The following is a 25,153-nucleotide window of genomic DNA, read 5'->3' as shown; positions in this document are numbered from 1 at the left end:
CGGAGGTGGCGGACCGGGGCCCGCGCACCCGGACACGCCGCAGCGGTACGCGGAGAAGACGCGTACGCAGGGCATACCGGGGCGCGAGCACTGAGGAGCACCGTTGAGCAGGTTGCGCTGGCTGACCGCGGGGGAGTCCCACGGTCCCGCACTCGTCGCGACGCTGGAGGGTCTGCCCGCCGGCGTGCCGATCACCACGGACATGGTGGCGGACCATCTGGCGAGGCGGCGGCTCGGCTACGGTCGCGGTGCCCGGATGAAGTTCGAGCGGGACGAGGTCACCTTCCTCGGCGGTGTCCGGCACGGCCTCACCATGGGCTCCCCGGTCGCGATCATGGTGGGCAACACCGAGTGGCCGAAGTGGGAGCAGGTCATGGCGGCCGACCCGGTCGACCCCGAGGTGCTGGCCGGACTGGCCCGCAACGCCCCGCTGACCCGCCCCCGCCCCGGCCACGCCGACCTCGCGGGCATGCAGAAGTACGGCTTCGACGAGGCCCGGCCGATCCTGGAGCGGGCCTCCGCGCGGGAGACGGCCGCCCGGGTGGCCCTGGGCGCCGTGGCGCGGTCGTACCTGAAGGACACGGCCGGCATCGAGGTCGTCAGCCACGTCGTCGAGCTGGCGGCCGCGAAGGCGCCCTACGGCGTCCACCCGACCCCGGCCGACGTCGAGAGGCTCGACGCGGACCCGGTGCGCTGCCTGGACGCCGACGCCTCGAAGGCGATGGTCGCGGAGATCGACCAGGCCCACAAGGACGGCGACACCCTGGGCGGTGTCGTCGAGGTACTGGCCTACGGCGTCCCCGTCGGCCTCGGCTCGCACGTGCACTGGGACCGGCGTCTGGACGCCCGGCTGGCCGCCGCCCTCATGGGTATCCAGGCCATCAAGGGCGTCGAGGTCGGCGACGGCTTCGGCCTGGCCCGCGTGCCCGGCTCCAAGGCGCACGACGAGATCCTGACCGGCCCCGACGGCATCAAGCGGGCCTCCGGCCGCGCCGGCGGCACCGAGGGCGGCCTGACCACCGGTGAGCCGCTGCGGGTCAGGGCCGCGATGAAGCCGATCGCGACCGTGCCGCGGGCACTCAAGACCGTGGACGTCGCCACCGGCGAGGCCGCGCAGGCCCACCACCAGCGCTCCGACGTGTGCGCGGTCCCCGCGGCCGGCATCGTCGCCGAGGCGATGGTCGCCCTGGTCCTCGCGGACGCCGTGGCGGAGAAGTTCGGCGGCGACAGCGTCACCGAGACCCGCCGCAACGTCACCTCGTACCTCGACCACCTGGCCATCCGATGAGCACCCCGCTGATCGTCCTCGTCGGACCGATGGGCGTCGGCAAGTCCACGGTCGGCCGGCTGCTCGCCGACCGCCTCGGCACCGGGTACCGGGACACGGACGACGACATCGTCTCCGCGCAGGGCCGCACCATCGCCGAGATCTTCGTGGACGACGGCGAGCCGGCCTTCCGCGCCCTGGAGAAGCAGGCCGTGCACACGGCCGTCGCCGAGCACGACGGCGTCCTCGCCCTCGGCGGCGGCGCGGTCCTCGACGCGGACACCCGCGGCCTGCTCGCCGGGCAGCGCGTGGTCTACCTGTCGATGGACGTCGAGGAGGCGGTCAGGCGCACCGGCCTGAACGCCGCGCGCCCGCTGCTGGCGGTCAACCCGCGCAAGCAGTGGCGCGAGCTGATGGAGGCCCGCCGCCACCTCTACGAGGAGGTCGCCACGGTGGTCGTCGGCACCGACGGCCGCACGCCGGAAGAAGTAACGCAAGCCGCCCTGGACGCACTGGAGTTGAAGGAAGCATGAGCGAGGCAGTCACCCGGATCCAGGTCGGCGGCACCGCGGGATCCGACCCCTACGAGGTCCTGGTGGGCCGTCAGCTCCTCGGGGAACTCGCCGGCCTGATCGGCCCGAAGGCCAAGCGGGTCGCCGTGATCCACCCCGAGGCCCTCGCCGAGACCGGTGACGCCCTGCGCGCCGACCTCGCCGAGCAGGGCTTCGACGCGATCGCCATCCAGGTGCCCAACGCCGAGGAGGCCAAGACCGCCGAGGTCGCCGCCTACTGCTGGAAGGCGCTCGGCCAGTCCGGGTTCACCCGCACCGACGTCATCGTCGGCGTGGGCGGCGGCGCCAGCACCGACCTCGCCGGCTTCGTGGCCGCGACCTGGCTGCGCGGAGTGCGCTGGATCGCCGTGCCGACCACCGTGCTGGCCATGGTCGACGCGGCCGTCGGCGGCAAGACCGGCATCAACACCGCCGAGGGCAAGAACCTCGTCGGCGCCTTCCACCCGCCGGCCGGCGTCCTGTGCGACCTGGCCGCCCTGGACTCCCTCCCGGTCAACGACTACGTCTCGGGCCTCGCCGAGGTCATCAAGGCCGGCTTCATCGCCGACCCGGCGATCCTGGACCTGGTCGAGTCCGACCCGCAGGCCGCGCGCACCCCGGCCGGACCGCACACGGCCGAACTCATCGAGCGCTCGATCAGGGTCAAGGCCGAGGTCGTCTCCTCCGACCTCAAGGAGGCGGGCCTGCGGGAGATCCTGAACTACGGTCACACCCTGGGCCACGCCATCGAGAAGAACGAGCGCTACAAGTGGCGCCACGGCGCCGCCGTCTCCGTCGGCATGCACTTCGCCGCCGAACTGGGCCGCCTCGCGGGCCGGCTGGACGACGCCACCGCCGACCGCCACCGCAGCATCCTCGAATCGGTCGGCCTGCCGCTGCACTACCGCTACGACCAGTGGCCGAAGCTGGTCGAGAACATGAAGGTCGACAAGAAGTCCCGCGGCGACCTGCTGCGCTTCATCGTCCTGGACGGACTGGCCAGGCCCACCGTCCTGGAGGGACCCGACCCGGCCGTCCTCCTCGCCGCCTACGGCGAGGTGGGCGAGTAGGTCCCCCGTCGCACCTTCCGTCCGATTCGCCTCGCGGGACGGGCACTTCGGACCGCCCCCGGCCGTTTCCCCAAAGGACGGCCGGGGACGGTACCGTTCGGGTGGGGCCCCTCCCACGCCCTTTAGGCTGTGGAGGAGAGCGGGTACCCGACCCGCTGTCAGCGCCCATCGCCTGTACGAGACGGAGTGGCACCGGATGCAGCACGCAGTGGGTTCTCCGCTGCCGCCGCCCCCTCAGCCGGGGCACGGACCGGCCGTCGGCTGGTCCCCGGCCGCACACCACCCGGGCCCGCACCAGGGCTCCGCCCCCGTGCCTCCGCCCGTGGCGCCGGGCTGCCCCGCGCAGGCCCCGCACCCCGGGCCCCCGCTGCAGGCCCCGGCCCCACCGCCCGTGCCGGACACCACCGGCCACGTCCCGCTGCCGCCCGGCGGTCCCGTCGCCGCGCCCAGCATGCCGCCCGCCGCGGCCGCCGTGTCCGACCCGGCGACCACCACCCTCGCTGTGCTGCTCATCGGCCCCGCCGGCGCGGGCAAGACCAGCGTCGCCAAGTACTGGGCGGACCACCGCAGGGTGCCCACCGCCCACATCAGCCTCGACGACGTGCGCGAATGGGTCCGCTCCGGCTTCGCCGACCCCCAGTCCGGGTGGAACGAGAACTCCGAGGCCCAGTACCGCCTCGCCCGCCGCACCTGCGGCTTCTCCGCGCGCAACTTCCTGGCCAACGGCATCTCGTGCATCCTCGACGACGCCGTCTTCCCGGACCGCCCGGTCGTCGGCCTCGGCGGCTGGAAGCGGCACGTCGGACCCGGGCTGCTCCCGGTCGTCCTCCTGCCCGGGCTGGACATCGTCCTGGAGCGCAACGCCGAGCGCAGCGGCAACCGGCGGCTCACCGACGAAGAGGTCGCCCGCATCCACGGCCGCATGGCCGGCTGGTACGGCTCGGGCCTCCCGATCATCGACAACTCCCAGCTCGACGTCCCGGAGACGGCCCAGGTCCTGAACGAGGTTCTCGCCCGCTCGATAGCAAGCCCCCCGAGCTGGTAAGCGGGGGACCACTGGAGCGCCCCGCAAGGGGCGCGGGGCGGTATCGACATGCGGCCCCACCCCGGACCGCGCGCCCCGGCACACCCCACGCGTCTCCCCACTCGGCCTCTCCCGAGCGGCGCCCCCACTGCGGAGCCCATACGCTCGGGTCATGTCAGAGGTGTACGCGGCCCGCCGGACGCGCCTACGAGAACGCTGCAACGCGGGCGGCAGCGCGGCGGCGCTCGTCTCCCGGCCCGCCAACGTGCGCTATCTCGCGGGCGCCGCCCCGCACGGCGCCGTGCTGCTGCTCGGCAAGACCGAGGATCTCCTGGTGTGCTCCGGACCACCGGACGAACGGCCCGCCGAGGGACGGCCCGACGAGGCGCTGCCGCTGCGCGCCCTGCCCGGCCCCGGCGGTGACCCGGCCGTCGCCGCGGCCGGCCTCGCCGCGGCCCAGGGCGCCGAATCCCTCGCCACCGAGGACCACCACCTCACCGTCGCCCGGCAGCGGGCCATGCGCTCGGTCGCCCCCGGACTGCGCCTGACGGACCTCGGCCAGGCGGTCGAGCAGCTCCGGGTCGTCAAGGACGAGGAGGAGATCTCCTGCCTGCGCATCGGCGCCGAGATCGCCGACCAGGCCCTCGGCGAACTCCTGGAGTCCATCCTCGTCGGCCGCACCGAGCGGCACCTCGCCCTGGAGCTGGAACGCCGCCTGGTCGACCACGGTGCCGACGGCCCCGCCTTCCCGACCTCCGTCGGCACGGGCCCGAACTCGGGCCGCCGGGGTCACCGGCCCACCGACCGGCGCGTGGAGGAGGGCGACTTCCTCTCCGTGTGCCTGGGCGCGACGTACCGCGGCTACCGCTGCGAGATCGGCCGTACGTTCGTCATCGGCACCTCTCCGGCCGACTGGCAGATCGAGCTGTACGACCTCGTCTTCTCCGCCCAGCGGGCCGGCCGGGAGGCCCTCGCACCCGGCGCCGCCTGCCGTGATGTGGACCGCGCGGCCCGCCAGGCACTGGACTCCGCCGGGTACGCGGAGAACCTTCCGGCCCTCACCGGGCACGGTGTGGGACTGGAAATCGACGAGGACCCGCAGCTGGCCCCGACGGCCATGGGTAAACTGGACGCTTGTGTGCCGGTCACCGTCGAACCGGGGGTCCACCTCCCGGGCCGGGGCGGTGTCCGGATCGATGACACGCTCGTCGTGCGCCCCGAGGCGGACGGCGGACCCGAGCTACTCACCATCACGACCAAGGAGCTGCTCGCGCTCTAGCCTCGCGCTGTGCGCACGCCCCGGGGTCGTCCACGTCAGTCCAGTCCAGGAGATTCCGCAACCGTGGCTTCCACGAACGACCTCAAGAACGGCCTGGTGCTCAAGCTCGAAGGCGGCCAGCTCTGGTCCGTCGTCGAGTTCCAGCACGTCAAGCCCGGCAAGGGCCCCGCCTTCGTGCGCACCAAGCTCAAGAACGTGCTCTCCGGCAAGGTCGTCGACAAGACCTTCAACGCCGGCGTCAAGGTCGAGACGGCCACTGTCGACAAGCGCGACATGCAGTTCTCGTACATGGACGGCGACTACTTCGTCTTCATGGACATGGAGACCTACGACCAGCTGATGGTCGACCGCAAGACGGTCGCCGACGCCGCCAACTTCCTGATCGAGGGCTTCACCGCCACCGTTGCGCAGCACGAGGGCGAGGTGCTCTTCGTCGAGCTGCCCGCCGCCGTCGAGCTCGTCGTCCAGGAGACCGAGCCGGGCGTCCAGGGCGACCGCTCCACCGGCGGCACCAAGCCCGCCACCCTGGAGACCGGCCACCAGATCCAGGTGCCGCTCTTCATCACCACCGGTGAGAAGATCAAGGTCGACACGCGTACGAGCGACTACCTCGGCCGGGTGAACAGCTAACCGTGGCTGCCCGCAACACGGCCCGCAAGCGCGCCTTCCAGATCCTCTTCGAGGGCGACCAGCGCGGCGCCGACGTGCTGACGGTCCTCGCGGACTGGGTCCGGCATTCCCGGTCCGACACCCGGCAGCCGCCGGTGAGCGAGTACACGATGGAGCTCGTCGAGGGCTACGCCGAGCGCGCGAAGCGCATCGACGAGCTCATCGCCCAGTACTCGGTCGGATGGACGCTCGACCGCATGCCGGTCGTCGACCGCAACATCCTGCGTCTCGGCGCGTACGAGCTGATCTGGGTCGACGCGACTCCGGACGCCGTCGTCCTGGACGAGATGGTGCAGCTGGCGAAGGAGTTCTCCACGGACGAGTCGCCGGCCTTCGTCAACGGTCTGCTCGGCCGGCTGAAGGAACTGAAGCCTTCGCTGCGCCGCGAAGAGGCCTGACGTCCGTCCCACCGTGCCATGGCAGGGCCCGCGGTTCCGTCCGCGGGCCCTGCCGTCGTCTACCGGCCGTCCGGTCCCGGCGACAGGACTCCGGTTGCGCCCCCGGGCAGGCCCCGTGGCGCACCGGCCGCCAGATCGATCGTGTGCAGCCGCGGCGGCAGCTTCGCCCGGACCCACGTGAGCATCCGCCGCCGGAGGGAAGCCGCCACCGCGACCTCGGCCAGCACCGGGGTGTCCGCGGCACCGCACACCACCACCGCCAGCAGGACGTCCCCGTCGAGCGGACGCTCCCGCCGATCGCACAGCCGCCACTCCGGATTGCTGCTGCCCGCTCCGTAGGCGGTGACGTACCGCTTCTCCTTCGTGCCGTTCGCCGCGTACTCGACGGCCGGCTCCGCCACGCCCAGGGGGACCGACAGGGCGATCCGGAAGCCGCTCCCGCCCGGGACGCTCCCCGTGCCGGGGGCCAGGGCCAGTGCCGCGGGCGGCCGTGCGCCCTCGGGCGAGCCGAGCCGGATGCCGATGCTCGCCTCCTTGAACGACGCCGGGTCCCCCACGGGCCCCGGCCGGAACGCGCAGCCGAAAGCCAGCAGGAAGTAGTCGTCGTCCGGGGACGAGGCCGAGAGCAGGGCGGGGTCGCGCGGGCCGGGACGCCCGGGAAACGCGCCAGGGGGCGGAGCCGGGTGGCTCCGCCCCCTGGGTAGAGACGTTTCTGCAGAGGTCCCGGGCGGCTAGCCCTCGTCGTGGGACGCCACCGCGCGGCGCGCGTCCGCGTCCAGGACGCCCCAGCTGATCAGCTGCTCGGTGAGGACCGAGGGCGACTGGTCGTAGATGACGGCGAGTGTGCGCAGGTCGTCCTGGCGGATCGAGAGCACCTTGCCGTTGTAGTCGCCGCGCTGCGACTGGATCGTGGCCGCGTACCGCTGCAGCGGCCCCGCCTTCTCGGCCGGCACCGTGGCCAGCCGCTCCAGGTCCAGGACCAGCTTCGGCGGCGGCTCGGCGGCGCCACCGGGCGTGGTGCCCGGCAGCAGCTCCTGCACGGGAACGCCGTAGAAGTCCGCCAGCTCGGCGAGGCGCTGCACGGTCACGGCACGGTCACCGCGCTCGTACGACCCCACCACGACCGCCTTCCAGCGGCCCTGGGACTTCTCCTCGACACCGTGGAGGGAAAGGCCCTGCTGGGTGCGGATGGCCCGGAGCTTGGCCCCGAGCTGTTTGGCGTATTCGCTGGACATATGGCTCCCCGGACAAGGTGTCGACGCGGCCGGCTGTGTGACTGCCGCGCGGCTGGTAACTCACTGTGAGGTTACGCAGCGTTACTCTTGTGCGTCAAGCCGAATGGTCCGCACCGGCTCTTCCGTGGTACCGGCGATCCGTTACGGCGAACGGGTGACGCGGACGCGGCGCGGGAGTGACGGGGGAGTGTCGGGGGCCCGGTCGGGGCCCTTCCGTGGACCTGATAGCGTAGGTGGCGCAAATCCGACGTCCTTTAAGGTCCGTCCCGTGAGGCGGAGAAGGAGGTCCGTTTCGTATGGACAAGCAGCAGGACAGCAGGCAGCAGGAGACGCGGTCCGACGCACGGCCCGTTCTCGAAGGGCCCGACATCGCGCGGGTGCTGACCCGTATCGCCCACGAGATCGTCGAACGCGCCAAGGGCGCCGACGACGTGGTGCTCCTCGGCATCCCGACCCGGGGCGTCTTCCTCGCCCGGCGGCTCGCCGACAAGCTGGAGCAGATCACCGAGCGCAGGATGCCGGTCGGCTCGCTCGACATCACCATGTACCGCGACGACCTGCGCATGCAGCCCCCGCGTGCCCTCGCCCGCACCGAGATCCCCGGTGACGGCCTCGACGGCCGCCTGGTCGTCCTCGTCGACGACGTCCTCTTCTCCGGCCGCACCATCCGCGCCGCCCTGGACGCCCTGAACGACATCGGCCGCCCGCGCGCGGTGCAGCTCGCGGTCCTCGTCGACCGCGGCCACCGCGAACTGCCCATCCGCGCCGACTACGTCGGCAAGAACCTCCCCACGTCGCTGCGGGAGACGGTCAAGGTCCAGCTCGCCGAGGAGGACGGTCGCGACACCGTGCTGCTCGGTGCCAAGCCGGACACCCCGGGCGCCCACCCGTAACACCCGGCACGGCCCGCACCGGTGCCAGGTGCCGACCCGGTGTGCCCCCGCACGCACCCGGCCGCCCGAATTATCCCGCTCTTCCGCATGAATCGCCCTACGGAGCCTGACAGATGCAGCGTCATCTCATCTCGGCCGCCGACCTCACCCGCGACGACGCCGTCCTGATCCTCGACACCGCCGAGGAGATGGCCCGGGTCGCGGACCGGCCGATCAAGAAACTCCCGACCCTGCGCGGCCGGACCGTCGTCAACCTCTTCTTCGAGGACTCCACGCGGACCCGGATCTCCTTCGAGGCCGCCGAGAAGCGCCTGTCCGCGGACGTCATCAACTTCACCGCCAAGGGCTCCAGCGTGTCCAAGGGCGAGTCCCTCAAGGACACCGCCCAGACCCTGGAGGCCATGGGCGTCGACGCCGTCGTCATCCGGCACGGCGCCTCCGGCGCCCCGTACCGCCTGGCCACCTCCGGCTGGATCGACGCCCACGTCATCAACGCGGGCGACGGCACCCACCAGCACCCCACCCAGGCCCTGCTGGACGCCTTCACCATGCGCCGCCGCCTGGTCGGCCGCGACGCCGGTCTCGGCAAGGACCTGGCCGGCCGCCGCATCACCCTGGTCGGCGACGTCCTGCACAGCAGGGTCGCCCGTTCCAACGTCGACCTGCTGCACACCCTCGGCGCGCAGGTCACCCTCGTCGCCCCGCCCACCCTGCTGCCGGTCGGCGTAGAGACCTGGCCCTGCGAGGTCTCCTACGACCTCGACTCCACCCTGCCCAAGTCCGACGCGGTGATGATGCTGCGCGTGCAGCGCGAGCGGATGAACGCCGCGTTCTTCCCGACCGAGCGCGAGTACTCCCGCCGCTACGGCCTCGACGGCGACCGCATGGGGCGGATGCCCGAGCACGCCATCGTGATGCACCCCGGCCCGATGGTCCGCGGCATGGAGATCACCGCCGAGGTCGCCGACTCCGACCGCTGCACCGTCGTCGAGCAGGTCACCAACGGCGTCTCCATCCGCATGGCCGTCCTGTACCTGCTGCTCGGCGGCGCCGAGTTCGGTGCGAGGAACGAGCCCGCCGTCACCCACGCCCGCACCCCCGAGGAGAAGTAAGAAGATGAGCAAGACCCTGATCCGCGGTGCGAAGGTGCTCGGCGGCGAGCCGCAGGACGTGCTGATCGACGGCGGTACCGTCGCCGAGGTGGGCACGGGACTGGACGCCGCGGGCGCCGAGGTCGTCGAGGCCGGCGGCAAGGTGCTGCTGCCCGGCCTGGTCGACCTGCACACCCACCTGCGCGAGCCCGGCCGCGAGGACTCCGAGACCGTCCTCACCGGCACCCGCGCCGCGGCGAGCGGCGGCTACACCAACGTCTTCGCCATGGCCAACACCTTCCCGGTCGCCGACACCGCCGGCGTCGTCGAGCAGGTCTGGCGGCTCGGCCAGGAGTCCGGCTACTGCGACGTGCAGCCCATCGGCGCCGTCACCGTCGGCCTGGAGGGCGCCAAGCTCGCCGAACTGGGCGCCATGCACGAGTCCGCGGCCGGTGTCACCGTCTTCTCCGACGACGGCAAGTGCGTCCACGACGCCGTGATCATGCGCCGCGCCCTGGAGTACGTGAAGGCCTTCGGCGGAGTCGTCGCCCAGCACGCGCAGGAGCCCCGGCTCACCGAGGGCGCCCAGATGAACGAGGGCGTCGTCTCCGCCGAGCTGGGCCTCGGAGGCTGGCCCGCCGTCGCCGAGGAGTCGATCATCGCCCGCGACGTCCTGCTCGCCGAGCACGTCGGCTCCCGCGTCCACATCTGCCACCTGTCGACCGCGGGCAGCGTCGAGATCGTCCGCTGGGCCAAGTCCCGCGGCATCGACGTCACCGCCGAGGTCACCCCGCACCACCTGCTCCTCACGGACGAGCTGGTGCGGTCGTACGACCCGGTCTACAAGGTCAACCCGCCGCTGCGCACCGAGCGGGACGTGCACGCCCTGCGCGAGGCGCTCGCGGACGGCACGATCGACATCGTCGCCACCGACCACGCCCCGCACCCGCACGAGGACAAGGACTGCGAGTGGGCCGCCGCCGCCATGGGCATGGTCGGCCTGGAGACCGCGCTGTCGGTGGTCCAGGAGACCATGGTGGACACGGGCCTGCTGGACTGGGCAGGCGTCGCCGACCGGATGTCCTTCAAGCCCGCGCGGATCGGACGGGCCGCCGGACACGGACGTCCCGTCTCGGCTGGTGAGCCCGCCAACCTCACCCTCGTCGACACGGCATACCGTGGCCGGGTGGACCCCGCGGGCTTCGCCTCGCGCAGCCGCAACACCCCGTACGAGGGACGTGAGCTGCCGGGCCGTGTGACGCACACGTGGCTGCGGGGCAAGGCCACGCTCGTCGACGGGAAGCTCACGTGACACCTGTAATCCTGCTGGCCGCCGGGAAGGAATCGGCGGAAGTGACCGACTGGGCCGCCCGCGTCGGCTGGGTCGTCGGCCTCGGCCTGTTCGTCGCGCTCGTCTACTGGCTGATGCGCGAGGGCTGGAAGTGGCGCGGCACCCTCCAGGGCGACCTGCCCCCGCTCCCCACCGCGCCGGACGAGCCGGGCCGGGCGAGACTGACGATGAGCGGCCGGTACCACGGCTCCACCACCGCCGGTCAGTGGCTCGACCGCATCGTGGCGCACGGCCTGGGCACCCGGAGCCGGGCCGAGCTCGCGCTGACGGACGCGGGACTGGACGTCGTACGTCCCGGCGCGGCCGACTTCTTCGTCCCCGTCGCCGCCCTGCGCGAGGCCCGGCTGGACAAGGGCATCGCCGGCAAGGTGCTCACCGAGGGCGGTCTGCTGATCGTCACCTGGGCACACGGCGGCAAACTGATCGACTCCGGTTTCCGCTCCGACCACGCGGCCGAGCACAACGAGTGGGTCGAGATTCTGAACGACATGATCAACAAGACGGAAACGGAAGGCGCACGATGACGACCTCCACCAGGGGAGCCCACAGGACTCCCGCCGTACTCGTCCTGGAGGACGGCCGGATCTTCCGCGGCCGCGCCTACGGGGCCGTGGGGGCGACCTTCGGCGAAGCCGTGTTCTCCACCGGCATGACCGGCTACCAGGAGACCCTGACCGACCCGTCGTACCACCGCCAGGTCGTCGTGATGACCGCACCCCACGTCGGGAACACGGGCGTCAACGACGAGGACATGGAGTCCAGGAGGATCTGGGTCTCGGGGTACGTCGTCCGCGACCCCGCGCGCGTGCCCTCCAGCTGGCGCTCCACGCGCACGCTGGACGAGGAGCTCGCCGCCCAGGGCGTCGTCGGCATCTCCGGCATCGACACCCGCGCCCTCACCCGCCACCTGCGGGAGCGCGGCGCCATGCGCGTCGGCATCTTCTCCGGCAACGCGCTGCCCGACGAGGGCACCATGCTCGCCGAGGTCCGCCAGGCCCCCGAGATGAGCGGCGCGGACCTCTCCGCCGAGGTCGCCACCACCGAGGCGTACGTCGTGCCGGCGATCGGCGACAAGAAGTTCACCGTCGCCGCCGTCGACCTCGGCATCAAGGGAATGACCCCGCACCGCATGGCCGAGCGCGGCATCGAGGTGCACGTCCTGCCCGCCACGGCCACCGTCGAGGACGTCTACGCCGTCGACCCGGACGGCGTCTTCTTCTCCAACGGCCCCGGCGACCCGGCCACCGCCGACCACCCGGTCTCGGTCATGCGGGGCGTCCTGGAGCGCGGCACCCCGCTGTTCGGCATCTGCTTCGGCAACCAGATCCTGGGCCGCGCCCTCGGCTTCGGCACCTTCAAGCTGAAGTACGGCCACCGCGGCATCAACCAGCCGGTGCAGGACCGTACGACCGGCAAGGTCGAGGTCACCGCACACAACCACGGCTTCGCCGTCGACGCCCCGCTCGACAAGGTCTCCGAGACCCCCTTCGGCCGCGCCGAGGTCTCCCACGTCTGCCTCAACGACAACGTGGTGGAGGGCCTCCAGCTTCTGGACAGGCCGGCCTTCAGCGTCCAGTACCACCCCGAAGCGGCAGCCGGTCCGCACGACGCCGCCTACCTGTTCGACCGCTTCGTTTCCCTGATGGAGGGCCAGCGTGCCTAAGCGCACCGATATCCAGTCCGTCCTGGTCATCGGCTCCGGCCCGATCGTCATCGGCCAGGCCGCCGAGTTCGACTACTCCGGCACCCAGGCGTGCCGCGTGCTCAAGGCCGAGGGCCTGCGCGTCGTCCTGGTGAACTCCAACCCGGCGACGATCATGACCGACCCGGAGATCGCCGACGCCACCTACGTCGAGCCGATCACCCCCGAGTTCGTCGAGAAGATCATCGCCAAGGAGCGCCCCGACGCGCTGCTGCCCACCCTGGGCGGCCAGACGGCCCTGAACACCGCGATCTCCATGCACGAGCAGGGTGTGCTGGAGAAGTACGGCGTCGAGCTGATCGGCGCCAACGTCGAGGCCATCAACAAGGGCGAGGACCGCGACCTCTTCAAGGACGTCGTCGAGGAGGTCCGCAAGAAGATCGGCCACGGCGAGTCCGCCCGGTCCGTGATCTGCCACTCCATGGACGACGTCCTCGCGGGCGTCGACACGCTCGGCGGCTACCCCGTCGTCGTCCGCCCCTCCTTCACCATGGGCGGCGCCGGCTCCGGCTTCGCCCACGACGAGGAGGAGCTGCGCCGCATCGCCGGCCAGGGGCTCACGCTCTCCCCGACCACCGAGGTGCTCCTGGAGGAGTCCATCCTCGGCTGGAAGGAGTACGAGCTGGAGCTGATGCGCGACAAGAACGACAACGTCGTGGTCGTCTGCTCCATCGAGAACTTCGACCCGATGGGCGTGCACACCGGTGACTCGATCACCGTGGCGCCCGCGATGACGCTGACCGACCGCGAGTACCAGATCCTGCGCGACGTCGGCATCGCGATCATCCGCGAGGTCGGCGTCGACACCGGCGGCTGCAACATCCAGTTCGCGGTGAACCCGGCCGACGGCCGCGTCATCGTCATCGAGATGAACCCGCGCGTGTCCCGCTCCTCGGCGCTCGCCTCCAAGGCGACCGGCTTCCCGATCGCCAAGATCGCCGCCAAGCTGGCCGTCGGCTACACCCTGGACGAGATCCCGAACGACATCACGCAGGAGACCCCGGCCTCCTTCGAGCCGACGCTCGACTACGTGGTCGTCAAGGCCCCCCGCTTCGCCTTCGAGAAGTTCCCGAGCGCCGACTCCACCCTCACGACCACCATGAAGTCGGTCGGCGAGGCCATGGCCATCGGCCGCAACTTCACCGAGGCCTTCCAGAAGGCGCTGCGCTCGCTGGAGAAGAAGGGCAGCCAGTTCACCTTCGTCGGCGAGCCCGGCGACAAGAAGGCGCTGCTGGAGGAGGCCGTCCGGCCCACCGACGGCCGGATCAACGCCGTCATGCAGGCCATCCGCGCCGGCGCCACGCCCGAGGAGGTCTTCGAGTACACGAAGATCGACCCCTGGTTCGTCGACCAGCTCTTCCTCATCAAGGAGATCGCCGACGAGCTCGCCGAGGCGCCCGAGCTGACGGCCGGCCTGCTCGGCGAGGCCAAGCGGCACGGCTTCTCCGACCAGCAGATCGGCGAGATCCGCGGCCTGCGCGAGGACGTCGTCCGCGAGGTCCGGCACGCGCTCGGCGTCCGCCCGGTCTACAAGACGGTCGACACCTGCGCCGCCGAGTTCGCCGCGCGGACGCCGTACTTCTACTCCTCCTACGACGAGGAGACCGAGGTCGCGCCGCGCGAGAAGCCCGCGGTGATCATCCTGGGCTCCGGCCCGAACCGCATCGGCCAGGGCATCGAGTTCGACTACTCCTGCGTCCACGCCTCCTTCGCGCTCCACGACGCCGGGTACGAGACCGTGATGGTCAACTGCAACCCGGAGACCGTCTCCACCGACTACGACACCTCCGACCGGCTGTACTTCGAGCCGCTCACCCTGGAGGACGTCCTGGAGATCGTCCACGCGGAGCAGCAGGCCGGGCCGATCGCCGGCGTCGTCGTCCAGCTCGGCGGCCAGACCCCGCTGGGCCTGTCGCAGGCGCTCAAGGACAACGGCGTGCCCGTTGTCGGCACCTCCCCGGAGGCCATCCACGCCGCCGAGGACCGCGGTGCCTTCGGCCGCGTGCTCGCCGAGGCGGGCCTGCCCGCCCCCAAGCACGGCACCGCCACCACCTTCGCCGGCGCCAAGGCCATCGCCGACGAGATCGGCTACCCCGTCCTCGTCCGCCCGTCCTACGTGCTCGGCGGGCGCGGCATGGAGATCGTCTACGACGAGACCCGCCTCGAGGCGTACATCGCCGAGTCGACCGAGATCAGCCCGTCCCGCCCGGTCCTGGTCGACCGCTTCCTGGACGACGCGATCGAGATCGACGTCGACGCCCTGTACGACGGTGAGGAGCTGTACCTCGGCGGCGTCATGGAGCACATCGAGGAGGCCGGCATCCACTCCGGCGACTCGGCGTGCGCCCTGCCCCCGATCACGCTGGGCGGATTCGACATCAAGCGGCTGCGCGCCTCCACCGAGGGCATCGCCAAGGGCGTCGGCGTGCGCGGCCTGATCAACATCCAGTTCGCGCTGGCCGGGGACATCCTCTACGTCCTGGAGGCCAACCCGCGCGCCTCGCGCACCGTCCCCTTCACCTCGAAGGCGACCGCGGTGCCGCTGGCCAAGGCCGCAGCCCGCATCTCGCTCGGCGCGACCATCGCCGAACTGCGCGCCGAGGGCCTGCTCCCGGCGACCGGCGACGGCGGCGAGCTGCCGCTGGACGCACCGATCTCCGTCAAGGAGGCCGTGATGCCGTGGTCCCGCTTCCGGGACATCCACGGGCGCGGAGTCGACACGGTGCTCGGCCCGGAGATGCGCTCCACCGGCGAGGTCATGGGCATCGACTCCGTGTTCGGCACGGCGTACGCCAAGTCGCAGGCGGGCGCGTACGGGCCGCTGCCGACCAAGGGACGGGCGTTCATCTCGGTCGCCAACCGCGACAAGCGCTCGATGATCTTCCCGGCGCGCGAGCTGGTCGCCCACGGCTTCGAGCTGCTCGCCACCTCGGGCACCGCCGAGGTCCTGCGGCGCAACGGCATCAACGCCACGGTCGTCCGCAAGCAGTCCGAGGGCACCGGCCCGAACGGCGAGAAGACCATCGTCCAGCTCATCCACGACGGCGAGGTCGACCTCATCGTCAACACCCCGTACGGCACCGGCGGCCGCCTGGACGGCTACGACATCCGGACGGCGGCCGTGGCGCGGTCCGTGCCGTGCCTGACGACGGTCCAGGCGCTCGCCGCGGCGGTCCAGGGCATCGACGCCCTCAACCGCGGCGACGTGGGAGTCCGCTCACTCCAGGAACACGCGGCGTTCCTGACCGCGGCCCGCGACTAGCAGCCCCGAGGGGGACACCGGAAACGGTGTCCCCCTCTTCATGAGGCCCCACTGCATGAGGCCCGTCTTCACGAGGCCCTACGAGGACACATGTACAGGATCTTCTTCAAGCTCTTCTTCGCCCGCCTGGACCCGGAGCGGGCCCACCACCTGGCCTTCCGCTGGATCCGTCTCGCCGCCCGCGTCCCCGTGCTGCGCACCTTCGTCGCCGCCGCGCTCGCGCCGCGCCACAAGGAGCTGCGCACCGAGGCCCTGGGCCTGCGGATGCACGGCCCCTTCGGGCTCGCCGCCGGTTTCGACAAGAACGCGGTCGCCATCGACGGCATGGCGATGCTCGGCTTCGACCACGTCGAGATCGGCACCGTGACGGGGGAGCCGCAGCCCGGCAACCCCAAGAAGCGGCTGTTCCGCCTCGTGGAGGACCGGGCGCTGATCAACCGCATGGGGTTCAACAACGACGGTTCGCGCGCCGTGGCGGCCCGTCTGGCCTCCCGCAACCCCGTCTTCCGGACGGTCGTCGGCGTCAACATCGGCAAGACCAAGGTCGTCCCGGAGGAGGAGGCCGTCGGCGACTACGTGAAGTCCGCCGAGCGGCTGGCGCCGTACGCCGACTACCTGGTCGTGAACGTCTCCTCCCCGAACACCCCCGGCCTGCGCAACCTCCAGGCCACCCAGGCGCTGCGTCCCCTGCTGAGCGCCGTCCGCGAGGCCGCCGACCGGGCGGTGCCCGCACGGCGCGTGCCCCTGCTGGTCAAGATCGCCCCGGACCTCGCCGACGAGGACGTCGACGCCGTCGCCGACCTGGCCGTCGAACTCGGGCTGGACGGCATCATCGCCACGAACACCACCATCGCGCGCGAAGGACTCGGCCTGCGGTCGGCGCCCTCCCTCGTCAAGGAGACCGGCGGCCTCTCGGGCGCCCCGCTCAAGGCGCGCTCCCTCGAGGTGCTGCGCCGCCTGTACGCGCGCGTGGGCGACCGGATCACCCTGGTGGGCGTCGGTGGCATCGAGACCGCCGAGGACGCCTGGCAGCGCATCCTGGCCGGCGCCACGCTGGTCCAGGGCTACAGCGCCTTCATCTACGAGGGGCCCTTCTGGGGCCGCGCCGTGCACAAGGGACTCGCCGCCCGCCTGCGGCAGAGCCCGTACGCCACCCTCGCCGACGCGGTCGGCGCCGATGTGAGGAACTCCCGATGACCGGCACGACAGGACTCGAACCCTTCGGCGCCCGGCTGCGCCGCGCGATGGACGCACGCGGCCCGCTGTGCGTCGGCATCGACCCGCACGCCTCCCTGCTGGCCGAGTGGGGTCTGAACGACGACGTGGCGGGCCTGGAGCGCTTCAGCCGCACCGTCGTCGAGGCGGTGGCCGACCGGGCCGCAGTCCTCAAGCCGCAGAGCGCGTTCTTCGAGCGCTTCGGCTCGCGCGGCCTCGCCGTCCTGGAGACGTCGGTCCGGGAGGCCCGGGAGGCCGGCGCGCTGGTCGTCATGGACGCCAAGCGCGGCGACATCGGCTCGACCATGACCGCGTACGCCGAGTCCTTCCTGCGTCCGGACGCCCCGCTGTTCTCGGACGCGCTGACGGTCTCCCCGTACCTCGGCTACGGCTCGCTGAAGCCGGCCGTCGACCTGGCCCGGGAGAACGGCGCCGGTCTGTTCGTGCTGGCCCTGACCTCCAACCCGGAGGGCGGCGAGGTCCAGCACGCCACCCGCGCCGACGGGCGGAACGTGGGGGCGACCATGCTGGCGCACCTGGCGGCCGAGAACGCGGGGGAGCGCCCGCTCGGCTCCTTCGGCGCCGTGGTCGGCGCCACCCTCGGCGACCTCTCCTCGTACGACCTGGACGTCAACGGCCCGCTGCTGGCACCGGGGATCGGGGCGCAGGGGGCCACCCCGGCCGACCTGCCGCGGGTCTTCGGCACCGCGGTGCGCAACGTGGTCCCCAACGTCAGCCGGGGTGTTCTGCGTCACGGCCCCGATGTGGCCGCGTTGCGGAGCGCCGCGGACCGCTTCGCGGAGGAGATCGGCGGCGCGGTCACCGCGGCCTGACCATGGATACATGCGGAAAACCGAGGCAGTATGTCCTTAATGCCCGGCCTCACGGAGGCTGACCAGGACTTTTCCGCTGTTCTCGCTGACTCAGGTGGACTTGGACGCTAGTCTCCGGGAAGAGTCATCGGGCGAGCGTGTTGCTCGTAGCTCCCCTGGTGTGGGGCGACTAGGTTCCTCACCGGTCCGTATCCGACAGTTCGACATCCGAGGTGACGTAGGCGTGGCTCTTCCGCCCCTTACCCCTGAACAGCGCGCAGCCGCGCTCGAAAAGGCCGCCGCGGCTCGCCGGGAGCGGGCCGAGGTCAAGAATCGACTCAAGCACTCCGGCGCCTCCCTCCACGAGGTCATCAAGCAGGGCCAGGAGAACGACGTCATCGGCAAGATGAAGGTCTCCGCCCTCCTCGAGTCCCTGCCGGGCGTGGGCAAGGTCCGCGCCAAGCAGATCATGGAGCGGCTCGGCATCTCCGAGAGCCGCCGCGTGCGGGGCCTCGGCTCCAACCAGATCGCATCGCTGGAGCGTGAGTTCGGCAGCACGGGCTCCTGAGTCCCGGGCACTGCGCGATTGCTGGAATAATCGCTGCATGGCTGCAACACCCCGGGGGACGTCCCCCGTACCCCCGGACGCACGTCCGCGGCTGACCGTGCTCTCCGGCCCCTCGGGGGTCGGCAAGAGCACGGTCGTCGCCCATATGCGCAAGGAACACCCCGAGGTCTGGCTCTCGGTGTCGGCGACGACCCGCAAGCCCAGGCCCGGCGAGCAGCACGGGGTCCACTACTTCTTCGTCACCGACGAGGAGATGGACAAGCTGATCGCCAACGGCGAGCTGCTGGAGTGGGCCGAGTTCGCGGGCAACCGCTACGGCACGCCCCGCGCCGCAGTGCTGGAGCGCCTGGAGGCCGGTGAGCCGGTACTGCTCGAGATCGACCTCCAGGGCGCGCGGCAGGTCCGCGAGTCCATGCCCGAGGCCCAGCTCGTGTTCCTGGCCCCGCCCTCCTGGGAGGAGCTGGTGCGCAGGCTCACCGGCCGGGGCACGGAACCGCCGGAGGTGATCGAGCGCCGCCTCGCCGCGGCCACGGTCGAGCTGGCGGCCGAGCCGGAGTTCGACGAGACCCTGGTGAACACCTCCGTCGAGGATGTGGCGCGCGAGCTGCTAGCCTTGACGAACGTCGTGTGATCGCGACAGGTCCAGCGACCCCGGCCGATCAAGGCGACTGAATCTTTCCCATCCATCGGAAGGTAGAGCGTGTCCTCTTCCATCTCCGCGCCCGAGGGCATCATCAACCCGCCGATCGACGAGCTCCTCGAGGCCACGGACTCGAAGTACAGCCTCGTGATCTACGCGGCCAAGCGGGCCCGCCAGATCAACGCGTACTACTCGCAGCTCGGCGAGGGCCTCCTCGAGTACGTCGGTCCGCTCGTCGACACCCACGTCCACGAGAAGCCGCTCTCGATCGCCCTGCGCGAGATCAACGCGGGTCTGCTCACGTCCGAGGCCATCGAGGGCCCGGCGCAGTAGAACCGGCAATAGTATTTTCAGCTTGAAGCTGACTTCTCCACAGGCCCGGCAGTCCGTCTGCCGGGCCTGTGGTGTGTGATGGGGGCATACGCAATCCGAGGTCCGGGAGAGATGGTGGACAAGCCCAAGGTCGTTCTGGGGGTCAGCGGCGGAATCGCCGCCTACAAGGCCTGTGAGCTGCTGCGCAGGTTCACGGAGTCGGGACACGACGTGCGCGTCGTCCCCACCGCCTCCGCGCTGCACTTCGTCGGCGCCGCCACCTGGTCCGCCCTGTCCGGGAACCCGGTCTCCACCGAGGTGTGGGACGACGTCCACCAGGTCCCGCACGTGCGCATCGGGCAGCACGCCGACCTCGTCGTCGTCGCCCCGGCCACCGCCGACATGCTCGCCAAGGCCGCCCACGGCCTCGCCGACGACCTCCTCACCAACACCCTGCTCACGGCCCGCTGCCCGGTCGTCTTCGCCCCCGCCATGCACACGGAGATGTGGGAGCACCCGGCCACCCAGGAGAACGTGGCGACGCTGCGCCGCCGCGGCGCCGTCGTGATCGAACCGGCCGTCGGCCGCCTCACCGGCGTCGACACCGGCAAGGGCCGGCTGCCCGACCCGGGCGAGATCTTCGAGGTCTGCCGCCGGGTGCTCGCCCGCGGCGTGCGGGAGCCGGACCTCGCCGGACGGCACGTCGTCGTCAGCGCCGGCGGCACCCGCGAGCCCCTCGACCCCGTCCGCTTCCTCGGCAACCGCTCCTCGGGCAAGCAGGGCTACGCCCTCGCCCGCACCGCCGCCGCCCGGGGTGCCCGCGTCACGCTGGTCTCGGCGAACGCGGCGCTGCCGGACCCGGCCGGCGTGGACATCGTCCCGGTGGGCACCGCCGTGGAGCTGCGCGAGGCCGTGCTGCGTGCGGCGGCGGACGCCGACGCCGTCGTCATGGCCGCCGCGGTCGCGGACTTCCGCCCGGAGGTATACGCCGCCGGAAAGATCAAGAAGAAGGACGGACAGGAACCGGAACCGATCGCTCTGGTGCGTAATCCGGACATCCTCGCGGAGGTCTCGGCCGACCGGGCGCGATCCGGCCAGGTGGTCGTCGGCTTCGCCGCCGAGACGGACGACGTCCTCGCCAACGGCCGGGCCAAGCTGAAGCGCAAGGGCTGCGACCTCCTCGTGGTGAACGAGGTGGGGGAGCGCAAGACCTTCGGCTCCGAGGAGAACGAGGCCGTGGTCCTCGGCGCGGACGGCAGCGAGACCCCGGTGGCGCACGGCCCGAAGGAGGCTCTGGCCGAAACGGTGTGGGATCTCGTGGCCGAACGGCTCGGCTGAATGACCCATTCGTTTCCCCGGTGCTCGTGCACCCCGCACATTCGGGCGTGGCGAGCCTGGCCAACGGCCCTTCGCATTGTGCAGAATGCCCGTGCCGCAGGTCACAGCCCTTCCGAGAGCTGAGACGGGTGAGTCCGCGGCCGAGTGCGACCGATAAACTGTTCTCGGACGTCGCCGGGTGCAGCTCCCCGTGCCGTCCACCAATGATCAGCCAGCAGCCGCTGCAACCCCAGGGAGCGTTGTGTCCCGTCGCCTGTTCACCTCGGAGTCCGTGACCGAGGGCCACCCCGACAAGATCGCTGACCAGATCAGCGACACCATTCTCGACGCGCTCCTGCGCGAGGACCCGACCTCCCGGGTCGCCGTCGAGACGCTGATCACCACCGGTCTGGTGCACGTGGCCGGCGAGGTCACGACCAAGGCCTACGCGGACATCGCGACGCTGGTCCGCGGCAAGATCCTGGAGATCGGCTACGACTCCTCCAAGAAGGGCTTCGACGGCGCCTCCTGCGGCGTGTCCGTGTCGATCGGCGCGCAGTCCCCGGACATCGCGCAGGGCGTCGACACCGCGTACGAGTCCCGGGTCGAGGGCGACGAGGACGAGCTGGACCGGCAGGGCGCGGGCGACCAGGGCCTGATGTTCGGCTACGCGTCCGACGAGACGCCGACGCTGATGCCGCTGCCCGTCTTCCTGGCGCACCGCCTGTCCAAGCGTCTGTCCGAGGTGCGCAAGAACGGCACGATCCCCTACCTGCGCCCCGACGGCAAGACGCAGGTCACCATCGAGTACGACGGCGACAAGGCCGTCCGCCTCGACACCGTCGTCGTCTCCTCGCAGCACGCGAGCGACATCGACCTGGAGTCGCTGCTCGCTCCCGACATCAAGGAGTTCGTGGTCGAGCCGGAGCTCAAGGCGCTGCTCGACGACGGCATCAAGCTCGACACGGAGAACTACCGGCTCCTGGTCAACCCGACCGGCCGTTTCGAGATCGGCGGCCCGATGGGCGACGCCGGCCTGACCGGCCGCAAGATCATCATCGACACCTACGGCGGCATGGCCCGCCACGGCGGCGGTGCCTTCTCGGGCAAGGACCCGTCCAAGGTGGACCGCTCGGCGGCGTACGCGATGCGCTGGGTCGCCAAGAACGTCGTCGCCGCGGGCCTCGCCACCCGCTGCGAGGTCCAGGTCGCCTACGCGATCGGCAAGGCCGAGCCGGTCGGTCTGTTCGTCGAGACCTTCGGCACCGCCAAGGTCGACACCGAGAGGATCGAGCGGGCGATCGACGAGGTCTTCGACCTCCGCCCGGCCGCGATCATCCGCGACCTCGACCTGCTCCGCCCGATCTACGCCCAGACCGCGGCCTACGGCCACTTCGGCCGCGAGCTCCCCGACTTCACCTGGGAGCGCACCGACCGCGTCGACGCGCTGCGCAAGGCGGCGGGGCTGTAACGGCGGTCCGTACCGACGGCACGTCGCGAGGCCCGGTGTCCCCGGCGGGGATGCCGGGCCTCGGCGCGTCCGGAGCCGAAGCCGGACGGCGGGAAGCGGGCGTCGTCTGTCAGTGGTCTTTGGTAGGAATGCAGGCGTGAGCAGCGAGAACGAACCGGCGGCCGGAGGCGCGGACGACGCGCCCCCCGAGCAGCTCGCGCTCATCCGGGAGACCGTGCGTGAGGCGAGGACCCCGCGGGCCAAGCCGCGGACCTGGCGCGGCGCGGCGCTCGCCAAGGAGCTGCCCGTCGCCCGGGTGCTGGTCGACAAGGGCGTGCTCCACCTCGACCGGTACTTCGACTACGCCGTGCCGGAGGAACTCGACGCCGACGCCCAGCCGGGCGTCCGGGTGCGGGTGCGCTTCGGGGCCGGACGGCACCGGGTGCGGGACGGGCGGCGCGAGGGCGGCGGCCTCATCGACGGCTTCCTGGTCGAGCGGCTCGCGGAGTCCGACTACGCGGGACCGCTGGCCGCGCTGGCCCAGGTCGTCTCGCCCGAGCGGGTGCTCGACGCCGAGCTGCTCGGTCTCGCCCGGGCCGTCGCGGACCGGTACGCCGGCAGCCTCGCCGACGTGCTTCAGCTCGCCGTGCCGCCGCGCAGCGCGCGGGCCGAGAAGCGGCCCTCGCCCGATCCGCTGCCCCCGCCCCCGGTGCCCGAGCCGGGCCCCTGGACGCGGTACGAGCAGGGCGCCGGGTTCGTCGCGTCCCTCGCGTCGGGCGGCGCGCCGCGCGCCGTGTGGACCGCGTTGCCCGGCCCCGGGTGGGCCGAGGAGCTGGCGCGGGCCGTCGCGGCGACGCTGGCCTCCGGCCGGGGCGCGCTCGTCGTCCTCCCGGACGGGCGGACGGTCGCCCGGGCCGACGCCGCGCTGACGGCCCTGCTCGGCGAGGGCCGGCACGCGGTGCTCACCGCCGACGCCGGGCCCGAGAAGCGGTACGCGCAGTGGCTCGCGGTGCGCCGGGGGGCGGTACGGGCCGTCGTCGGGACCCGGGCCGCCATGTTCGCGCCGGTGCGGGACCTCGGGCTGGTCGCGCTCTGGGACGACGGCGACGACAGCCACGGCGAGCCGCACGCCCCCCAGCCGCACGCGCGCGAGGTGCTGCTGCTGCGCGCGGCCCAGGACAGGTGCGCCTTCCTGCTGGGCGGCTGGAACTGCACCGTGGAGGCCGCCCAGCTCGTCGAGACCGGCTGGGCCCGGCCGCTGGTCGCCGCACGGGAGCAGGTGCGGGCCGCCGCCCCGCTGGTCCGGACCGTGGGGGACGGGGACCTGGCCCGCGACGAGGCGGCCCGGGCCGCACGGCTGCCCTCGCTCGCCTGGCAGGTCGTCAGGGACGGGCTGCGTCAGGGACCGGTGCTGGTGCAGGTGCCCCGGCGCGGATACGTGCCGCGGATGGCGTGTGCCGCCTGCCGGACGCCCGCGCGGTGCCGGCACTGTTCCGGGCCGCTGGAGGGGCAGGAGTCGGGGCCGGCGCTGCGCTGCGGGTGGTGCGGGCGCGAGGAGGGCGCCTGGCACTGCCCGGAGTGCGGGGCCTTCCGGCTGCGCGCGCAGATCGTGGGGGCCCGCCGTACGGCCGAGGAGCTGGGCCGTGCCTTCCCGGCAGTGCCGGTGCGCACCTCGGGACGCGAGCATGTGCTGGACACCGTGTCGCGGACGCCGGCGCTGGTCGTGAGCACCCCCGGCGCCGAGCCCGTCGCCGAGGGCGGTTACGCGGCGGCCCTGTTGCTCGACGGCTGGGCCATGCTCGGGCGGCCCGACCTGCGAGCCGGTGAGGACGCGTTGCGGCGCTGGCTCGCCGCGGCCGCGCTGGTGCGCCCGCAGCAGGCCGGCGGCACCGTGGTCGTGGTCGCCGAGCCGACCCTGCGGCCGGTGCAGGCGCTGGTGCGCTGGGACCCCGTCGGCCATGCGGTGCGCGAGCTGGCCGAACGGGCGGAGCTGGGCTTTCCGCCGGTGTCGCGGATGGCGTCCGTGGCGGGGCCGCCGGAGGCGGTGGCCGGCTTCCTCGGCGCGGTGCGGCTGCCGCGGGAGGCGGAGATCCTGGGACCCGTGCCGCTCCCCGTCACGGCGCCGGGGCGCCCGCGCCGGGTGGGCGGGCCGCCGCCGGGGGAGCGGTGGGAGCGGGCGCTGGTCCGGGTGCCGCCGGGGAGCGGGGCGGCGCTGGCCGGTGCGTTGAAGGCCGCGCAGGCGGCACGGATGGCACGCGGGAGCGACGCGGCGGTGTGGGTGCGGATCGATCCGCCCGACATCGGGTGAGGAGCGGGCGTCGGCCGCGGACGAGGGCGATGTCCGGGTGTGCCGTGAGGGGATGTCCGGGCGTGCCGTGAGAAAGCGGTGGGCCGTCGCTCCGGAAGGGCGGCGGCCCACCGCTTTCTCACGGAGCGTGCCGGAGGGGCGAGGCGCGGGTCAGCCGTTGCGCGGGCCGGGGAAGGCCGTCGGCCTGACCTCTTCGCGCAGGGACGGGCTGCCCGCCGTCGGCTGGGTCGGCATGGAGCGGGCCGCGGGGACCGTGGGCACGGCCGGGCCGCCGGTGCCCACGTTGACCGGGTGGGTGCCCGTCTGCTCCGGTGCGTGCTCGGGGGACTCGGTGGCAGCCGGCTGGGCCGTGGTGCGGCGGGAGCCGTAGCGGCGGTGCACCGCCTGCTTGGTGACGCCGAGCGCGGAGCCCACGGCGTCCCAGGAGAAGCCGAGCGAGCGGTCGAAGTCCACGGCGGCCGTGACCAGGGTCTCGACGCTGTCCCGCAGTTCCTGGGCGAGGCGGACCGTCGGGGCGGGAGCGCGTCCGTAGACCACGAAGCCCGTGGACGGGCCGGAGCGGCGCGGTCGGTAGACGTTGCCCAACTGGGCGGTGAGGGTGCGCAGTGCGTCCACCTGCCGGCGGACGCGCTCGATGTCCCGCACCAGCAGGTGCAGGCTGGCCCGAGCCTGGGCGTCGTGGGTTGCGTGGTCGGCCATGGACAAGCCTCTCGAACCGGCGGCGTGGGAATCGGGCCGC

Annotated in this window: 24 protein-coding genes; 21 read left to right on the top strand and 3 right to left on the bottom strand. The window is 72.4% G+C overall.

From position 1 onward, the window contains the following. Positions 1-103: 103 nt before the first annotated feature. The 7 genes from aroC (at position 104) to nusB (ending at position 6,258) form a co-directional block, all read left to right on the top strand. Complete coding sequence (aroC, locus tag AC0VYN_RS24095; RefSeq protein ID WP_475532661.1) at positions 104-1,288, top strand: chorismate synthase; 1,185 nt, start codon at positions 104-106, stop codon at positions 1,286-1,288. Further along, positions 1,285-1,800 carry a shikimate kinase gene (locus tag AC0VYN_RS24090; RefSeq protein ID WP_385470936.1) on the top strand — a complete coding sequence of 172 codons (516 nt, stop codon included), beginning with the start codon at positions 1,285-1,287 and terminating at the stop codon, positions 1,798-1,800. Before aroC ends, AC0VYN_RS24090 begins: the two co-directional genes overlap by 4 nt. After that, positions 1,797-2,888, top strand: coding sequence for a 3-dehydroquinate synthase (aroB, locus tag AC0VYN_RS24085; RefSeq protein ID WP_475532660.1), 1,092 nt, complete (start codon positions 1,797-1,799; stop codon positions 2,886-2,888). Before AC0VYN_RS24090 ends, aroB begins: the two co-directional genes overlap by 4 nt. Positions 2,889-3,084: 196 nt before the next feature. Next, positions 3,085-3,933, top strand: coding sequence for a Pro-rich N-terminal domain-containing protein (locus AC0VYN_RS24080; protein WP_475532659.1), 849 nt, complete (start codon positions 3,085-3,087; stop codon positions 3,931-3,933). Positions 3,934-4,084: 151 nt separating this feature from the next. Then, positions 4,085-5,191, top strand: a complete 1,107-nt coding sequence (locus AC0VYN_RS24075) for an aminopeptidase P family protein (protein ID WP_475532658.1) — start codon at positions 4,085-4,087, stop codon at positions 5,189-5,191. A 63-nt stretch (positions 5,192-5,254) separates the two neighbouring features. After that, the gene (efp, locus tag AC0VYN_RS24070; protein WP_385470944.1) at positions 5,255-5,821 is read left to right on the top strand and encodes an elongation factor P; all 567 of its coding nucleotides are present in this window, start codon (positions 5,255-5,257) and stop codon (positions 5,819-5,821) included. Positions 5,822-5,823: 2 nt separating this feature from the next. Continuing rightward, positions 5,824-6,258, top strand: a complete 435-nt coding sequence (gene nusB / locus AC0VYN_RS24065; RefSeq protein WP_385470946.1) for a transcription antitermination factor NusB — start codon at positions 5,824-5,826, stop codon at positions 6,256-6,258. Positions 6,259-6,317: 59 nt separating this feature from the next. Here the strand turns inward: nusB and AC0VYN_RS24060 are convergent, their stop codons facing one another. Together AC0VYN_RS24060 and bldD are read right to left on the bottom strand one after the other, a co-directional pair. Beyond that, a complete protein-coding gene (locus tag AC0VYN_RS24060; protein WP_475532657.1) occupies positions 6,318-6,815 on the bottom strand; it encodes a hypothetical protein in 498 nt (165 codons plus the stop codon). Positions 6,816-6,989: 174 nt separating this feature from the next. Further along, positions 6,990-7,493, bottom strand: a complete 504-nt coding sequence (gene bldD, locus AC0VYN_RS24055) for a transcriptional regulator BldD (protein WP_385457877.1) — start codon at positions 7,491-7,493, stop codon at positions 6,990-6,992. Positions 7,494-7,789: 296 nt separating this feature from the next. On the opposite strand from bldD, the gene pyrR reads away from it, so the two are divergent. The 14 genes from pyrR (at position 7,790) to AC0VYN_RS23985 (ending at position 24,414) form a co-directional block, all read left to right on the top strand. Continuing rightward, on the top strand, positions 7,790-8,386 hold the full coding sequence (gene pyrR / locus AC0VYN_RS24050) for a bifunctional pyr operon transcriptional regulator/uracil phosphoribosyltransferase PyrR (protein WP_475532656.1): 597 nt from the start codon (positions 7,790-7,792) through the stop codon (positions 8,384-8,386). 113 nt (positions 8,387-8,499) lie between these two features. Further along, a complete protein-coding gene (locus tag AC0VYN_RS24045) occupies positions 8,500-9,498 on the top strand; it encodes an aspartate carbamoyltransferase catalytic subunit (protein ID WP_385457873.1) in 999 nt (332 codons plus the stop codon). Between the two features lie 4 nt (positions 9,499-9,502). Further along, on the top strand, positions 9,503-10,789 hold the full coding sequence (locus tag AC0VYN_RS24040; protein ID WP_475532655.1) for a dihydroorotase: 1,287 nt from the start codon (positions 9,503-9,505) through the stop codon (positions 10,787-10,789). Then, a complete protein-coding gene (locus tag AC0VYN_RS24035; protein ID WP_475532654.1) occupies positions 10,786-11,352 on the top strand; it encodes a PH-like domain-containing protein in 567 nt (188 codons plus the stop codon). The genes AC0VYN_RS24040 and AC0VYN_RS24035 overlap by 4 nt, the downstream gene beginning before the upstream one ends. Then, complete coding sequence (gene carA / locus AC0VYN_RS24030; RefSeq protein ID WP_475532653.1) at positions 11,349-12,491, top strand: glutamine-hydrolyzing carbamoyl-phosphate synthase small subunit; 1,143 nt, start codon at positions 11,349-11,351, stop codon at positions 12,489-12,491. The genes AC0VYN_RS24035 and carA overlap by 4 nt, the downstream gene beginning before the upstream one ends. Continuing rightward, positions 12,484-15,792, top strand: a complete 3,309-nt coding sequence (gene carB / locus AC0VYN_RS24025; RefSeq protein WP_385457865.1) for a carbamoyl-phosphate synthase large subunit — start codon at positions 12,484-12,486, stop codon at positions 15,790-15,792. The genes carA and carB overlap by 8 nt, the downstream gene beginning before the upstream one ends. Positions 15,793-15,882: 90 nt before the next feature. After that, positions 15,883-16,989: a quinone-dependent dihydroorotate dehydrogenase gene (locus AC0VYN_RS24020; RefSeq protein ID WP_475532652.1), complete on the top strand. Its 1,107-nt coding sequence runs from the start codon at positions 15,883-15,885 to the stop codon at positions 16,987-16,989. Next, a complete protein-coding gene (gene pyrF, locus AC0VYN_RS24015; RefSeq protein ID WP_475532651.1) occupies positions 16,986-17,840 on the top strand; it encodes an orotidine-5'-phosphate decarboxylase in 855 nt (284 codons plus the stop codon). The genes AC0VYN_RS24020 and pyrF overlap by 4 nt, the downstream gene beginning before the upstream one ends. A gap of 223 nt (positions 17,841-18,063) precedes the next feature. Beyond that, on the top strand, positions 18,064-18,387 hold the full coding sequence (locus AC0VYN_RS24010; RefSeq protein WP_003977346.1) for an integration host factor: 324 nt from the start codon (positions 18,064-18,066) through the stop codon (positions 18,385-18,387). Positions 18,388-18,424: 37 nt separating this feature from the next. After that, complete coding sequence (gene gmk, locus AC0VYN_RS24005; protein ID WP_385457860.1) at positions 18,425-19,018, top strand: guanylate kinase; 594 nt, start codon at positions 18,425-18,427, stop codon at positions 19,016-19,018. 69 nt (positions 19,019-19,087) lie between these two features. After that, positions 19,088-19,360 (top strand): DNA-directed RNA polymerase subunit omega, encoded by a 273-nt coding sequence (gene rpoZ / locus AC0VYN_RS24000; protein ID WP_003977348.1) that lies wholly within the window; start codon positions 19,088-19,090, stop codon positions 19,358-19,360. Between the two features lie 114 nt (positions 19,361-19,474). Next, entirely contained in the window at positions 19,475-20,677 is a 1,203-nt protein-coding gene (gene coaBC, locus AC0VYN_RS23995; RefSeq protein ID WP_475536972.1) for a bifunctional phosphopantothenoylcysteine decarboxylase/phosphopantothenate--cysteine ligase CoaBC, read from the top strand. Positions 20,678-20,918: 241 nt separating this feature from the next. Further along, on the top strand, positions 20,919-22,127 hold the full coding sequence (gene metK, locus AC0VYN_RS23990) for a methionine adenosyltransferase (RefSeq protein WP_475532650.1): 1,209 nt from the start codon (positions 20,919-20,921) through the stop codon (positions 22,125-22,127). Between the two features lie 136 nt (positions 22,128-22,263). Further along, positions 22,264-24,414, top strand: coding sequence for a primosomal protein N' (locus tag AC0VYN_RS23985; protein ID WP_475532649.1), 2,151 nt, complete (start codon positions 22,264-22,266; stop codon positions 24,412-24,414). Between the two features lie 150 nt (positions 24,415-24,564). On the opposite strand, the gene AC0VYN_RS23980 is transcribed toward AC0VYN_RS23985, so the two are convergent. Further along, the gene (locus AC0VYN_RS23980) at positions 24,565-25,113 is read right to left on the bottom strand and encodes a hypothetical protein (RefSeq protein ID WP_475532648.1); all 549 of its coding nucleotides are present in this window, start codon (positions 25,111-25,113) and stop codon (positions 24,565-24,567) included. Between the last annotated feature and the right edge of the window lie 40 nt (positions 25,114-25,153).

The sequence above is a fragment of the Streptomyces sp. 63XJN7_1_ISO-PGPR-S23-121 genome (assembly GCF_056173025.1).
The sequence above is the reverse complement of the archived record's forward strand: the minus strand, read 5'-3'. Positions and strand labels throughout refer to the sequence as shown.

What these genes read in the sequence shown, in the direction of transcription:
- AC0VYN_RS24090 (WP_385470936.1), top strand. Translation starts at nt 1,285, where the DNA reads ATGAGCACCCCGCTGATCGTCCTCGTCGGACCGATGGGCGTCGGCAAG.
- aroB (WP_475532660.1), top strand. Translation starts at nt 1,797, where the DNA reads ATGAGCGAGGCAGTCACCCGGATCCAGGTCGGCGGCACCGCGGGATCC.
- AC0VYN_RS24080 (WP_475532659.1), top strand. Translation starts at nt 3,085, where the DNA reads ATGCAGCACGCAGTGGGTTCTCCGCTGCCGCCGCCCCCTCAGCCGGGG.
- AC0VYN_RS24075 (WP_475532658.1), top strand. Translation starts at nt 4,085, where the DNA reads ATGTCAGAGGTGTACGCGGCCCGCCGGACGCGCCTACGAGAACGCTGC.
- bldD (WP_385457877.1), bottom strand. Translation starts at nt 7,493, where the DNA reads ATGTCCAGCGAATACGCCAAACAGCTCGGGGCCAAGCTCCGGGCCATC.
- pyrR (WP_475532656.1), top strand. Translation starts at nt 7,790, where the DNA reads ATGGACAAGCAGCAGGACAGCAGGCAGCAGGAGACGCGGTCCGACGCA.
- AC0VYN_RS24045 (WP_385457873.1), top strand. Translation starts at nt 8,500, where the DNA reads ATGCAGCGTCATCTCATCTCGGCCGCCGACCTCACCCGCGACGACGCC.
- AC0VYN_RS24040 (WP_475532655.1), top strand. Translation starts at nt 9,503, where the DNA reads ATGAGCAAGACCCTGATCCGCGGTGCGAAGGTGCTCGGCGGCGAGCCG.
- carA (WP_475532653.1), top strand. Translation starts at nt 11,349, where the DNA reads ATGACGACCTCCACCAGGGGAGCCCACAGGACTCCCGCCGTACTCGTC.
- AC0VYN_RS24020 (WP_475532652.1), top strand. Translation starts at nt 15,883, where the DNA reads ATGTACAGGATCTTCTTCAAGCTCTTCTTCGCCCGCCTGGACCCGGAG.
- pyrF (WP_475532651.1), top strand. Translation starts at nt 16,986, where the DNA reads ATGACCGGCACGACAGGACTCGAACCCTTCGGCGCCCGGCTGCGCCGC.
- gmk (WP_385457860.1), top strand. Translation starts at nt 18,425, where the DNA reads ATGGCTGCAACACCCCGGGGGACGTCCCCCGTACCCCCGGACGCACGT.
- AC0VYN_RS23980 (WP_475532648.1), bottom strand. Translation starts at nt 25,113, where the DNA reads ATGGCCGACCACGCAACCCACGACGCCCAGGCTCGGGCCAGCCTGCAC.